This window comes from Pseudomonas sp. NPDC089534, from assembly GCF_044749305.1.
Lineage (GTDB): Bacteria > Pseudomonadota > Gammaproteobacteria > Pseudomonadales > Pseudomonadaceae > Aquipseudomonas > Aquipseudomonas ekonensis.
The window spans coordinates 20429-32966 of record NZ_JBIVHR010000066.1; the positions used below are offsets into that span (position 1 = coordinate 20429).

Genomic DNA, 12538 nt, shown 5'->3' on the forward strand with positions numbered 1-12538 from the left:
GCCGGTCATTCGTTGAGTTTGGCCAGGATCTTGTAGACCACGGTCGCCAGGATCAGCAGCATGCCGATCCACATGGCGAACACGCCGGCGTTCTTGTCTCGGAAGTTGAAGCCGATGGCCAGCAGGATCATGCCCGTCAGGATCGGAATGAGCATGGCGTGGAACGATGACATCGAGATCATGGCGACTGCCTTGTCGAAGGGGATGATTCAAGTCTAGGTGGGATTTTGCCCGGTGGAGGGCAAAGGCCTTTGCGGCGAGGGAGCAGGCTCCCTCGCCGCAGGGGCGGGTTACGGCAATTCGCGGCAGGCGTAGAACGCGCTCAGCACCTTGACCAGGTGCGCCAGGTCATGGCTGCCGCACAGTTCGCGGATCGAGTGCATGGCGAACGTCGGCAGGCCGATGTCGACGGTGCGCACGCCCAGGTGGCTGGCGGTGATCGGGCCGATGGTCGAGCCGCAGCCCATGTCGCTGCGCACCACGAAGCTTTGCACCGGCACTTCTTCGGCCATGCACAGGTGGCGGAAGAACCCGGCGGTTTCGCTGTTGGTGGCGTAGCGCTGGTTGTTGTTGACCTTGATCACCGGGCCGGCGTTGAGTTTCGGGCCGTGGTTGCCGTCGTGCTTCTCGGCGTAGTTGGGGTGCACGCCGTGGGCGTTGTCGGCCGAGACCAGCAGGGATTTCTGGATGGTGCGCACGAACTCGTCGCCTTCGGGCAGCAGGCGGCGCAGGGTCTGCTCCAGCATCGGGCCGTCGGCGCCGCAGGCCGAGCAGGAACCGACCTCTTCGTGGTCGTTGCACACCAGCACGCAGGTTTCCTCGGTGTCGGCGTTCAACAGGGCCTGCAGGCCGGCGTAGCACGACAGCAGGTTGTCTAGGCGGGCGCCGGCGATGAAGTCGCCGTTCAGGCCGATGACCGCGGCGCTCTGGGTGTCGTAGAAGCTCAGCTCGTAGTCGAGCACCACGTCGGCGTTGAGGCCGTGTTCGCGGGCCAGCTGATCGGTGAGCACCGCGCGGAAATCCACGCGCTCGTCACCGGCGAACTGCGCGAGCACCGGCGGCAGCTCGGTCTGTGCGTTGATCGCCCAGCCCTGGTTGGCTTCGCGGTTGAGGTGGATCGCCAGGTTCGGAATGATCGCGATCGGGGCCTTGAAGTCGATCAGCTGGCTTTCGACCTTGCCGTCGCGGCGGAAGGTGACGCGGCCGGCCAGCGACAGGTCGCGGTCGAACCACGGCGCCAGCAGCGCGCCGCCGTAGACTTCGACGCCCAGCTGCCAGAAGCCCTGGCGCTGCAGTTCCGGCTGCGGCTTGACCCGCAGGCACGGGCTGTCGGTGTGGGCGCCGACCAGGCGGATGCCGTCGTGCAGCGGCGAATGGCGGCCCATCTTGATGGCGATGATCGAGGAGTCGTTACGGGTGACGTAGTAACGGCCGTTGGCTTCGGTGTGCCACGGCTCGCGCTCGTCGAGGCGCACGAAACCGGCGGCCTCCAGGCGCTGGACAAGGCTGGCGGTGGCGTGGAACGGGGTAGGGGAGGCCTTGAGGAAGTCGATCAGGCCTTGGTTCAACTCTTCGCGCATAAGAAGCTCCAGACAGCGATGGGCGGGAGTTTAACCCATCGGTCCGAGGCTGGGGGCATGCGGGCGCAACTGTCTTGATCCGGCCTTGCGGTGCCTGGGCCGGCGCCATCGCCAGCAGGCTGGCTCCCACAGAAGAGCGGCCGGCAGGAGTGTGTTGCCGGAGCCGGCCCTTTCGCGGGCAAGCCCGCTCCCACCGTGGTCTTTGGTGATCCGCGACAACTGTGGGAGCCAGCCTGCTGGCGATGGCGCCAGCCAAGGCGCCAAAGGGCAATGCAAACGGCTCAGCGGGCCGCCGAAACCCGTTTCTTCAGGTAGTTCATGATGAGCTTTTCGTCTTCCGGCTTGTCCGGACGCGGCAACTGCTGCGGCCAGCGGGGGTGGTCCAGCAGCTTTTTCCGACGGCCTTCGTCCCAGCGCAGAATCTCCCGCGAGGCGCATTCCCACCACTCATGGCGGCAGGCGGTGTAGTACGGATGGTCCGGCGCGGCGCTGCCGTAGAGCAAGTCACGGCCGACCTTGCGCAAGGTGCCGCTCTGGTTGCGCAGTTTCCATTTGATCTTCAGGCGCTGCCAGGCCGACGGGAACGGCTTGGCCCGCGGCACGTCGGTGCACAGGTCCACCAGGCGCTGGCTGAACGCCTCGCCGTGCTGGGAGAAGAAGTACGCCTGCATCGCATGGAAAAAGCGCTTTTCCGCGAAGTAGTGGTAGATGTGCTTGCGCGCCTCCACCACCGGACGCTTGCGCATGGCGTACGACAAGGCGATCTGCTCGATGGTGTGGATCTCGAAGCCGCCGGCGGTCCATTCGTCGATCAGGCGCACCGACTTCTCGAACAGCGCCGAGTCGCTGTCGGTGACCCCGCACAGGCCGCTGTTGTAGAGCTTGAAGCCGTTGTCGGGCGTCACGCCGTGGGCGCCGAGGTCGCGGGCGAGCTTGAGGTAGTCCTGGCGCTGGTGGACGTCTTTCCAGTCGTACTCGAAGCGGTCCATCACCGACTGGCCGGGGGTGATGTGCTGGAACAGCCGGTTGGGGTCGCTGGTGAACAGCGTGTCGGTGTCGACGAACAGGGTCTTCTGCGCCAGTTGCAGGCCGGCGGCGATCGCACAGGCCTTGCGCCGGTGGTGGTAGCCGTGGCTGCCTTGCCAGCGGGTCAGGGTCTGTTCGTCCAGCAGAATGGTTTCCACCGGCCAGCCGGCGTAGTCCTGCGGCCGGTCGGTGAGGATGCGGATCGCCGGGCGCTTGCCGTTCTTGGCCTGAGACAGGGCGGTGAGAATGCTGAACTTGGCTTCGCGCCGGTACACATCCTGGTTGCCGTAGATCAGGTAAAGCAGTTGGTGGCGGGTTTTCTTGACGGGTGTTGCCAGGGAATCGATACAGCTCATCCGGAACAAAGTCCTTGTCTCAAAACAGGCGACGGCCCCTCTGGGCAGCGCTTAGAACGGGGCCGGGCACTCGAAGCGCAAGCGCTCGCCGGACTGGGGGTGTGTGAAACTGAGCATGCTGGCGTGCAGGCACAGGCGCGGCCAGGCCGCGAGCGCTTGCGGATGGGCATAGAGCCCGTCACCGAGCAGCGGATGCCCGATGGACAGCATGTGCACGCGCAACTGGTGCGAACGGCCGGTGATCGGGGTCAGCTCGACGCGGCACCAGTCGCCGCAACGCTCCAGCACACGCCAGAAGGTCAGGGCGTGCTTGCCGAATTCGTGGTCCACCACATGGCGCGGCTTGGTCGGCGGGTCGTAGCGCAGGGGCAGGTCGATGCTGCCGCTGTCCAGTTCCGGCTGGCCCCAGCACAGGGCGGTGTAGGCCTTTTCGGTTTCCCGGTCATGGAACTGGCGCGACAGTTCGCGATGGGTGTCGGGGTCGCGGGCCAGCAGGATGATGCCGGACGTTTCCCAATCCAGCCGATGGACGATTCGCGCCTCCGGGTAGCCGTTTTCCTGCAGGCGGGTGATCAGGCAGTCCTTGTTGTCCTCGGCCCGGCCAGGCACCGAGAGCAGCAGGGTAGGCTTGTCCACCACCAGTATGGCGGCGTCCTGATGGATGATGCGGATGTTGGACAACGGCATTAAAACAGTCCCGTGACAAATGCCGACGGCGGCTCCAGGCCGTTCCATCGCTGGAAGGGCCTGGAGCCGCCGTCGTTCCCGCCAGGCCGGATCAGCGGTCCGGCAGGGTGATGTTGAGTTCCAGAATCGAGCAGCTGCCCTGGCTTTCCAGCGCCACGTGCACGTCGTCGTTGCCGATGTTGACGTACTTGCGGATCACTTCCACCAGTTCCTTCTGCAGGGACGGCAGGTAGTCGGGGGTGCTGCGCTGGCCACGTTCATGCGCCACGATGATCTGTAGACGCTCTTTCGCTACCGAGGCGGTGCTGGGCTTCTTGTTGGCACGAAAGAAGTCAAAAAGGTTCATTACCTACCTCCAAACAGACGCTCGAAGAATCCCTTCTTCTCGACATTGAGGAACCGGTGTTCTTTTTCCTTGCCCAGCAGGCGGTCGACGGTGTCGCTGTAGGCCTGGCCAGCATCGCTCTGGTCGTCGAGGATGACCGGGACGCCCTGGTTGGAGGCCTTGAGCACGGCCTGGGATTCCGGAATGACGCCCAGCAGCCGGACGGCGAGGATTTCCTTGACGTCTTCGACGCCGAGCATTTCGCCCTTCTCGACACGCTCCGGGTGGTAGCGGGTGATCAGCAGGTGTTCCTGGATCGGCTCTTCGCCTTTCTCGGCGCGGCGCGACTTGCTGGCCAGCAGGCCCAGCATGCGGTCGGAGTCGCGCACCGAGGAAACCTCGGGGTTGGTCACGACGATCGCTTCGTCAGCGAAGTACATGGCCAGGTGCGCGCCTTTCTCGATGCCCGCCGGGGAGTCGCAGACCACGAAGTCGAATTGGTCCTTGAGTTCCATCAGGACCTTTTCCACGCCTTCCTGGGTCAGCGCGTCCTTGTCACGGGTCTGGCTGGCGGCCAGCACGTATAGGTTCTCCAGGCGCTTGTCCTTGATCAGGGCTTGCTGCAGGTTGGCTTCGCCGTTGACCACGTTGACGAAGTCGTACACCACGCGACGCTCGCAACCCATGATCAGGTCGAGGTTACGCAGGCCCACGTCGAAGTCGACGATGACTGTTTTGTGCCCGCGCAGTGCGAGGCCGGTACCGATAGCGGCGCTGGTGGTGGTCTTACCCACACCACCCTTGCCGGATGTAACCACGAGTATCTTGGCCATGGTGTTTCACCCCTCAGGAAGAAGGACTGTTCAGCCCCTGAAAAACATCTCTTGAAAACTAATGCAGTCGGACAGCCTTGGCTGGAATTCGGCTTTTGGCCTTTTTCCTACTTCGTTTGAGCCGTTTTCGCTATGTTTCAGAGATGCTTGGAAAATGCGGCAGTATCCGTTAAAGCCGAATGATGTTCAACACGTCGCCCGACAGGCTGACCTGCACGCCGGCGCCCCACAGCGGGTCGCGGCGCAAATCTTCGGAAACCTTGTAATGGCCTGCGATGGAGATCAGTTCAGCGCTCAATTGCTGACAGAAAATCCTCGCTTTGGTGTCACCCTTGACGCCGGCCAGCGCACGTCCGCGCATCGGGCCGTATACATGGATGTTGCCGTCGGCGAGAAGTTCCGCCCCGGGGCTGACCGAGGAGACCACCACCAGATCGCCGCCCTGGGCGTAGATCTGCTGGCCGCCGCGTACTGGCGAGGTGATGACGCGGGTCGGCTTGACGGCCGGCTCCGGCGCCTTTTCCGGCGGCTTCTTCACCTCGGGCTCAGGCGCCTCCAGCGGCCGCTCGCGGGCGCCGGACGGCGGCAGCACCGGGATGTCGATGGCGATGGCGGCGGCGATGTCCTCGATGCGGCTGGCGCGGATCGCCAGGGTGCGCAGGCCGTGCTGGCGGCACACGCGCATCAGTCCCGGCAGGTCCACCGCGCCTTCGCTCGGCGGCAGTTTGTCCAGGGCCAGGACCAGCGGCGCGTTGCTGAAGAAGTTCGGGGCCTGGGCCACTTTGGCCGCCAGTTGCCGGTCGAGGCTGTCGAGGTCGTTGCGGGACAGCTCCAGCACGGTGATGGCCAGCATGCTGCCCTTCAACTGGAACACGGGATCCTGGTCTAGCGGTTCGGTTTGGCTCATGTCGGGATACAACGGCTTGTCACTAAAAGTGCCGAGACTTATAACGAGAACGCCGGCCAGCCGCAAGCCGGGTCGAACGATGTAGAATGCGCGGCCACTGCATTGACGGAAGCTTTAATGGATCGCCCGCGTTTTCGAACAGCATTTCTTTCTCCACGCTTCTGGCCGCTCTGGTGCGGCCTGGGGCTGTTGTGGCTGATCGTGCAGCTGCCTTACCCGGCCTTGCTGGCCATCGGTCGCTTTCTCGGCGCCGTGATGTATCGCCTGGCCGGCGACCGGCGGCGCATCGCCAAGCGCAACCTGGAACTGTGCTTCCCGGAAAAGTCCGCCGCCGAGCGCAAGCGCCTGCTCAAGGAGAACTTCGCCTCCACCGGCATCGCCTTCTTCGAGATGGCGATGAGCTGGTGGTGGTCGCGCGAGCGTCTGGCCAAACTGGCCCATGTCGAGGGGCTGGAGCACCTGCAGAAGGCCCAGCGCGAGGGCAAGGGCGTGATCCTGATGGCCGCGCACTTCACCACGCTTGAGATCGGCGCGGCGCTGCTCGGCCAGCAGCACACCATCGACGGCATGTACCGCGAGCACAAGAATGCGCTGTTCGATTTCGTCCAGCGCCGTGGCCGCGAGCGGCACAACCTCGATTCGCTGGCGGTGGAGCGCGACGACGTGCGCGGCATGCTCAAGCTTTTGCGTTCGGGCCGGGCGATCTGGTATGCACCGGATCAGGACTACGGCGCCAAGCAAAGCATTTTCGTGCCGCTGTTCGGCATCCAGGCCGCGACCGTCACCGCCACCACCAAGTTCGCCCGGCTGGGCAATGCGCTGGTGGTGCCGTTCACCCAGGAACGCCTGGCCGACGGCAGCGGCTACCGGCTGGTGATCCACGCGCCGCTGGAGGATTTCCCCGGCGAGACCGAAGAGGCCGACTGCATCCGCATCAACCAGTGGGTCGAAGGCGTGCTGCGCGATTGTCCCGAGCAATACCTGTGGGCGCACCGGCGCTTCAAGAGCCGTCCGCCGGGCGAGCCGAAGCTGTACGCCAAGCGCGGTTGATGTTCCCTTTCCCTTAAAGCACCACGGAGCGTTGCGATGAGCCCAGCTGAACCGGTCACAGGCTTGATTCTTTCCGGCGGCGGGGCTCGGGCGGCCTATCAGGTCGGGGTGCTGGCGGCCATCGCCGAACTGCTGCCGCCGGGGGCGGACAATCCGTTTCCGGTGATCGTCGGCACCTCCGCCGGGGCGATCAACGCGGTCAGCCTGGCCAGCGGCGCCAAGGATTTTCGCGCCGCCGTCGCGCGCCTGACCGAGTTCTGGCAAGGCTTTCGCAGCCACCGGGTGTTGCGCAGCGACTGGCCGGGCGTGATCCGCCAGGCCGCCCGGTTCGTGTTCCACAGCTTGCTGGGCCTGGGCCGGAGGGTGCCGGTGGCGCTGCTCAACAGTTCGCCGCTGCGCAAGCTGCTGCACGACAAGCTGCACATGCCCGGCATCGCCGAGTCCATCGCCAGCAAACAGCTGCATGCGGTGGCGGTGACGGCGTTCGGCTACGAGTCCGGCCAGGCCGTCACGTTCTATCAGGGCGGCGGCGCCATCGATGCGTGGCTGCGTCACCGGCGCATCGGCGTGCCGACCCAACTGTCGGTGGAGCACCTGCTGGCCAGCTCGGCGATCCCGCTGCTGTTCGCCCCGGTGAAGATCGGCGCCGAGTTCTTCGGCGACGGCGCGGTGCGGCAGTCGGCGCCGATCAGCCCGGCACTGCACCTGGGGGCGAGCCGGGTGCTGGTGGTGGGCGTGAGCGGCAACCCGCGCGGCTTCGACCCGCAGCAGCCGCTGGAGCGCACCTACACCGGCCAGCAGCCGACGCTGGCGCAGATCGGCGGGCACATGCTCAACAGCACGTTCATCGACAGCCTGGAAAGCGACATCGAACTGCTCCAGCGCCTGAACCAGTTCAGCCACCTGCTGCCGGACGGCACGCCGACCCGCGCGCTGGGCGCGGCGCCGGTGGACGTGCTGGTGATCTCGCCCAGTCAGCCGATCGACGAAATCGCGGCGCGGCACCGTCAGGAGCTGCCGGCGGCGTTGCGGCTGTTTTTGCGCGGGCCGGGTGCGACGAAGACCAGCGGGGCAGGGGTGCTGAGCTATCTGCTGTTCGAGGCGGGGTACTGCAGCGAGCTGATCGACCTGGGGCGGCGCGATGCGTTGGCCAAGCGCGATGAGCTGTGCCGGTTCCTGGGGATCGGCGAGGCGGTGGTGCCGGCCTGAGGCGTTCTCAGGTGCAGGGTTGAAGCCAAGCGCTGTGGGCGCTGGCTTGCCAGCGATGGCGGTGTGTCAGGCGGTGAAGCTGTCAGCTGTGCCGGCCTCATCGCCAGCAGGCTGGCTCCCACAGGGGATCTGGGTTGCATACCGAGGCTGCGGCCTCTGCAATGCCCTGCGGGAGCGAGCCTGCTCGCGAAGGCGCCCTGGCGGGCGCCCCGGAATCAGAAGTGGAACTTCACCAGGAAGCTGGTCACGTTCTGATTGGTGGTGAACGCACGGGTGTCGTCGATTCCGTACTTGTCTTTCCAGTAGTCGTACTCGACGCCCACGTACAGCTGTTTCTCGCCGAAGCTCAGCGCCTTGCCCAGGTCGTACTTGATCTGCGGGTTGAAGTGCAGGTTGGCGTGGTAGTCGCCCTTGGCGTTGGAGTCGTTGTCGACCACCCAGTCCATGAAACCGTCGATCAGCACGTCCGACTTGCCGACCGGAATGGTGTAGGACCAGACCGGGGTGATCTGCCAGACGTTGTCGCCGGCGCGCGGGCCTTCGGTGTGGCGCTGGTAGAAGTTCAGCTGGAAGTAGTCGAAGCCTGGGATCGCCAGGTCGAAGCCCGGGCCGATCAGGTAGGACTCGACGTCGCCTTCACCGAACTCGTAGGTCATCGCCAGCAGCACGTCCTTGACCGGGCCGAACTCGATCTTCTGGTCGAGGATCTTGCCCAGCGACAGGCGCGGGCTGAACTCGCCGTAGTAGGTGTTGTTGCCGACGCCGCCATCCGGCTTGCCGTTGTAGAAGATCTTGTCGATGAACAGGAAGTTGTCCCCGTACTTCCACGCATCGGCGTGCTCGAAGGTGACGGTCTGCTGAATGGCCGGGTTGACCTTGAAGTCTTTGCCGTAGAGGTAGGTCAGGCTGTTGTTCTGCCATTGCAGCAGGTCGCCGGCCATGGCCTGGCCGCCGGCCAGCAAGGATCCCGCGAGCATCAGGCTGGTGCAGGTGCGTTTCATTCGGTTGCTCCCAAAGTAGGTGTTCCACGTTATTTTTTTAAGGTCGGCGCTCTGGTGTGGCGCCTTTTTTCCGTTACCGCAAAATTCATCCGAACGGTCAGCTCCGCCGCTTGTGGCAGGTGCGTTCAGCAAGAGCTGCGCCAAGGTTTTCGGAAAGCAAAAAACGCCCGTCCGGCTGCTGAAAAACAGTCGGATGAACGTGTTTTCGGAATGCCTCGACACTGACCGGGGCCGGGATAAGTTGGCTTCTCGGTCAGGAATTAAATCCGGGCTTTTTTTTAGACCGAATTCAGGAGGCCGCGGAGAATACTGACTCGGCGGCCAGGCCTCAAGTGCCCCGCAACAGAGCACCGACGACAGGTAAGGGGCGCGGTTGCGGGCCATCTCAGAAGTGCACCTTCACCAGCAGGCTGGCGGTGTTCTGGTTGGTGTCGAAACTGTGGCTGCTTTCGACGCCGTACTTGTTCTTCCAGTAGCTGTACTCGGTGCCCACGTACAGTTGCTTTTCGCGCCAGCCGAGGGCCTTGCCCAGGTCGTACTTGATCTGCGGGTTGATGTGCAGATTGGCGTGGTAGGTGCCGCGCGCGTTCTCGTCGTTGTCCACCACCCAGTCGAGGTAGCCGTCGATCAGCACGTCGGAGTTGCCCACGGGAATGCTGTACGACCAGCCGGGCGTGATCTGCCAGACGCCGTCGCCGGGGCGCGGGCCTTCGGTCTGGCGGCGGTAGAAATTGAGGGTGAAATAGTTGAAGCCCGGCACCTTGAGGTCCAAGCCCGGGCCGATCAGGTAGGCCTCGCTGTCGCCTTCGCCGTATTCGTAGGTCATCGCCAGCAGCACGTCTTTCACCGGGCCGAACTCGATCCGCTTGTCGAAGATCTTGCCGAACGACAGGCGCGGGCTGAATTCGCCGTAGAACGCGTGGGGGCCTTTGTTGCGGTCTTCCTGGCCGTTGTAGAAGATCTTGTCGACGAACAGGAAGTTGTCGCCGTACTTCCATTTGTCGGCGTGCTCGAACGTCACCGTCTGCTGGATCGACGGGTTGATCGCGAAATTCTTGCCGTACAGGTAGCTCAGGCTATTGGTCTGCCACAGCAGCAGGTCGCCGGCCATGGCCTGGGTGGCGGCCATCAGGCCACCGCTCAACAGCAATCCGGATTGCGTGCGAATCATCTGGTGCTCCCTCTTGTTCTTGTTTTTCAGGCGCAGGGTTGCCCACCCTGTGGGGGAGGGCTTGCTCGCGAAAGCGCTGTGTCCGTCAGCGCTGATGGCGACTGGCACGGCCTCTTCGCGGGCAAGCCCGCTCCCACAGGTCTTGCGAAAATCCCGTCAATGCGGGTGAGCGTGGCAGTCGTTGATCGCGGCGCGTTCGGCGCCGCCGAGGATGTTGAACAGCAGGTTCAGCACCAGGGCGCTGAGGGTGGCCATGGCGATGCCGCTGTGGGTGATCGGACTCATCCACACCGGCAGGTGGGCGAAGAATTCCGGACGCACCACCGGGATCAGGCCCATGCCGATGCTCACCGCCACCAGCAGTTGGTTGCGACGGTCGCCGATGTCGGCTTCCTGCAGGATCTTGATCCCGGTGGCCGCTACCATGCCGAACATCGCGATGGCCGCGCCGCCCAGCACCGCCGGCGGAATCGACGCCACCAGGAACGCCGCCTTGGGCAGCAGGCTCAGCACGATCAGCAGGCCGCCGGCCATGATGGTCACCGAACGGCAACGCACGCCGGTCATCTGCACCAGGCCGATGTTCTGGGCGAACGAGGAATGGGTGAAGGTGTTGAAGAAGCCGGCGAAGAACGAGGCGGCGGCGTCGCACATCAGGCCGCGCCGCAGCCGGCGCGGGCAGACCTCTTCGCCGGTGATCTTGCCCAGCGCCAGGAACATGCCGGTGGACTCGACGAAGATGATCACCACCACCAGGCACATGGACAGGATCGGCGCCAGTTCGAACTTCGGCAGGCCGAAATGCAGCGGGGTGACGAACTGCACCCATGGCGCGTTGGCCATGCCGCTCAGGTCGACCATGCCGAGGGCGCCGCAGAGCACATAGCCCAGGCACATGCCGATCAGCACGGAGATGTTGACCCAGAAGCCGCGCATGAAGCGGTGGATCAGCAAAATGGCAGCCAGCACCAGGGCGGCGATGGCCAGGTAGACGGGGGAGCCGAACTGCGCCGCGGCGGCGCCGCCGCCGGCCCAGTTCACGGCCACGGGGAACAGCGAAAGGCCGATCGAGGTGATGACCGTGCCGGTCACCAGCGGCGGGAAGAAACGCACGACCTTGGACATGAACGGCGCGATGAGCATGCCGAAGAACCCGGCGGCGATGGTGGCGCCGAAGATCCCCTGCAGACCGATGCCGGGCATGCCGGCCATGGCGACCATGCTGCCGACGGCGGCGAAGCTGGCGCCCATCATCACCGGCATGCGGATGCCCATCGGGCCGATGCCCAGGGACTGGACGATGGTGGCGATGCCGGCGACCAGCAGGTCGGCGTTGATCAGGAAGGCGATTTCCTCGCGACTCAGGCCTGCGGCCTGTCCGATGATCAGCGGAACCGCGATGGCGCCGCCGTACATCAGCAGAACGTGTTGCAGACCGACCAGGATCAGTTGCAAAAGGGGCAATCGCTGAATGGCGGGTGCGTCGGGGATGCGCGCTTTGGACAGCTCGGACATGCAACACCTCGGATCTTTTTATTCTTGTGATGGGCCGCTGCCGGGTGGCTCACAGCGGTCCTCTTGCATCAGGCGGCCGCAGTGCGGCCATTCGCGGGCAAGCCCGCTCGCGCACAGGCAGTGCAAAAACCTGTGGGAGCTGGCTTGTCGGCGATGCTTTTGACGATTAGTTGGTCTGCGCTCCCTGGGCGATCCAGGCGCCGATCAGGTCACGCTCCTGCTGGGTCATCTGGGTGATGTTGCCCAGCGGCATGATCTGCGTGGTGATGGCCTGGGCCTGGATCCGCGCCGCGTTCTGGCGGATCTGCTCGGGGGTGTCGAACATCACGCCGGCAGGGGCTGCGCTGAACAGCGGGCTGGTCGGCTTGGCCGAGTGGCAGACCGCGCAACGTTCCTGGATCACGCTGTGCACCTTGTCGAACGCAGGGCCTGCGTTGGACGCCTGGGCCGGTGCGGCGGCAGGGGCTGCGGGTGCGGCCGGCTGCGCGGCCTCGGCCGGTTTGGCGCCGCCGCCCAACGCGGTTTCCGGCAGCGGCTGGTACTCGATCTTCGCCGGTGCCTTGGCCACGTCCGGGGCGGTCGGGGCGGTGGCGGGGCCGGTCACGTAGGCCAGGCTGATCATGCCCACCGCTGCCACCGGCAAGGTCCAGGCGAACTTGTGGCTGTCGTGGCGGGTGTTGAAGTAGTGGCGCACCAGCACCGCCAGCACCGCGATCCCGGCCAGGATCAGCCAGTTGTACTGGCTGCCGTAGGTGCTCGGGAAGTGGTTGCTGATCATGATGAACAGCACCGGCAGGGTGAAGTAGTTGTTGTGGCGCGATCGCAGCAGGCCCTTGGCCGGCTGGGCCGGATCCGGCGTGCTGTTCTCGTCTATCGCG

13 protein-coding genes are annotated in these 12538 nt (G+C 64.8%); 2 read left to right on the forward strand and 11 right to left on the reverse strand.

All coding sequences use genetic code 11. From position 1 onward, the window contains the following. Window positions 1-5: 5 nt before the first annotated feature. The 7 genes from ACIP0B_RS19490 to minC form a co-directional block, all read right to left on the reverse strand. Window positions 6-182 (reverse strand): hypothetical protein, encoded by a 177-nt coding sequence (locus ACIP0B_RS19490; protein ID WP_400835199.1) that lies wholly within the window; start codon window positions 180-182, stop codon window positions 6-8. 108 nt (window positions 183-290) lie between these two features. Then, window positions 291-1580 carry a M18 family aminopeptidase gene (locus tag ACIP0B_RS19495; RefSeq protein WP_400835201.1) on the reverse strand — a complete coding sequence of 430 codons (1290 nt, stop codon included), beginning with the start codon at window positions 1578-1580 and terminating at the stop codon, window positions 291-293. 281 nt (window positions 1581-1861) lie between these two features. Continuing rightward, window positions 1862-2962: a hypothetical protein gene (locus ACIP0B_RS19500; protein WP_400835203.1), complete on the reverse strand. Its 1101-nt coding sequence runs from the start codon at window positions 2960-2962 to the stop codon at window positions 1862-1864. 51 nt (window positions 2963-3013) lie between these two features. Beyond that, entirely contained in the window at window positions 3014-3649 is a 636-nt protein-coding gene (locus tag ACIP0B_RS19505) for an RluA family pseudouridine synthase (protein WP_085577677.1), read from the reverse strand. A 91-nt stretch (window positions 3650-3740) separates the two neighbouring features. Next, entirely contained in the window at window positions 3741-3995 is a 255-nt protein-coding gene (gene minE, locus ACIP0B_RS19510; protein WP_007960071.1) for a cell division topological specificity factor MinE, read from the reverse strand. Further along, complete coding sequence (gene minD, locus ACIP0B_RS19515; protein WP_085577676.1) at window positions 3995-4807, reverse strand: septum site-determining protein MinD; 813 nt, start codon at window positions 4805-4807, stop codon at window positions 3995-3997. The genes minE and minD overlap by 1 nt, the downstream gene beginning before the upstream one ends. Before the next feature lie 169 nt (window positions 4808-4976). Beyond that, window positions 4977-5714, reverse strand: a complete 738-nt coding sequence (minC, locus tag ACIP0B_RS19520) for a septum site-determining protein MinC (protein WP_400835206.1) — start codon at window positions 5712-5714, stop codon at window positions 4977-4979. Window positions 5715-5831: 117 nt separating this feature from the next. On the opposite strand from minC, the gene ACIP0B_RS19525 reads away from it, so the two are divergent. Both ACIP0B_RS19525 and ACIP0B_RS19530 read left to right on the forward strand, forming a co-directional pair. Further along, a complete protein-coding gene (locus ACIP0B_RS19525) occupies window positions 5832-6764 on the forward strand; it encodes a lipid A biosynthesis lauroyl acyltransferase (RefSeq protein WP_400835208.1) in 933 nt (310 codons plus the stop codon). Between the two features lie 36 nt (window positions 6765-6800). Beyond that, window positions 6801-7973: a patatin-like phospholipase family protein gene (locus ACIP0B_RS19530; RefSeq protein ID WP_400835210.1), complete on the forward strand. Its 1173-nt coding sequence runs from the start codon at window positions 6801-6803 to the stop codon at window positions 7971-7973. Between the two features lie 215 nt (window positions 7974-8188). Here ACIP0B_RS19530 and ACIP0B_RS19535 read toward each other — a convergent pair whose 3' ends face one another. The 4 genes from ACIP0B_RS19535 to ACIP0B_RS19550 form a co-directional block, all read right to left on the reverse strand. Beyond that, entirely contained in the window at window positions 8189-8974 is a 786-nt protein-coding gene (locus ACIP0B_RS19535) for an outer membrane protein OmpK (RefSeq protein WP_400835212.1), read from the reverse strand. Window positions 8975-9359: 385 nt separating this feature from the next. After that, on the reverse strand, window positions 9360-10145 hold the full coding sequence (locus ACIP0B_RS19540) for an outer membrane protein OmpK (protein WP_400835214.1): 786 nt from the start codon (window positions 10143-10145) through the stop codon (window positions 9360-9362). A gap of 156 nt (window positions 10146-10301) precedes the next feature. After that, window positions 10302-11660 carry a nucleobase:cation symporter-2 family protein gene (locus ACIP0B_RS19545; protein ID WP_400835216.1) on the reverse strand — a complete coding sequence of 453 codons (1359 nt, stop codon included), beginning with the start codon at window positions 11658-11660 and terminating at the stop codon, window positions 10302-10304. Window positions 11661-11826: 166 nt separating this feature from the next. Continuing rightward, on the reverse strand, window positions 11827-12538 hold a 712-nt coding region (locus ACIP0B_RS19550), incomplete at its 5' end, for a urate hydroxylase PuuD (RefSeq protein WP_400835218.1).

Bases quoted from the DNA above. Each gene is read 5' to 3' on its own strand.
- minE (WP_007960071.1), bottom strand. From the start codon at position 3,995: ATGAACCTTTTTGACTTCTTTCGTGCCAACAAGAAGCCCAGCACCGCC.
- ACIP0B_RS19500 (WP_400835203.1), bottom strand. From the start codon at position 2,962: ATGAGCTGTATCGATTCCCTGGCAACACCCGTCAAGAAAACCCGCCAC.
- minC (WP_400835206.1), bottom strand. From the start codon at position 5,714: ATGAGCCAAACCGAACCGCTAGACCAGGATCCCGTGTTCCAGTTGAAG.
- ACIP0B_RS19505 (WP_085577677.1), bottom strand. From the start codon at position 3,649: ATGCCGTTGTCCAACATCCGCATCATCCATCAGGACGCCGCCATACTG.
- minD (WP_085577676.1), bottom strand. From the start codon at position 4,807: ATGGCCAAGATACTCGTGGTTACATCCGGCAAGGGTGGTGTGGGTAAG.
- ACIP0B_RS19530 (WP_400835210.1), top strand. From the start codon at position 6,801: ATGAGCCCAGCTGAACCGGTCACAGGCTTGATTCTTTCCGGCGGCGGG.
- ACIP0B_RS19535 (WP_400835212.1), bottom strand. From the start codon at position 8,974: ATGAAACGCACCTGCACCAGCCTGATGCTCGCGGGATCCTTGCTGGCC.
- ACIP0B_RS19540 (WP_400835214.1), bottom strand. From the start codon at position 10,145: ATGATTCGCACGCAATCCGGATTGCTGTTGAGCGGTGGCCTGATGGCC.
- ACIP0B_RS19525 (WP_400835208.1), top strand. From the start codon at position 5,832: ATGGATCGCCCGCGTTTTCGAACAGCATTTCTTTCTCCACGCTTCTGG.
- ACIP0B_RS19495 (WP_400835201.1), bottom strand. From the start codon at position 1,580: ATGCGCGAAGAGTTGAACCAAGGCCTGATCGACTTCCTCAAGGCCTCC.
- ACIP0B_RS19545 (WP_400835216.1), bottom strand. From the start codon at position 11,660: ATGTCCGAGCTGTCCAAAGCGCGCATCCCCGACGCACCCGCCATTCAG.
- ACIP0B_RS19490 (WP_400835199.1), bottom strand. From the start codon at position 182: ATGATCTCGATGTCATCGTTCCACGCCATGCTCATTCCGATCCTGACG.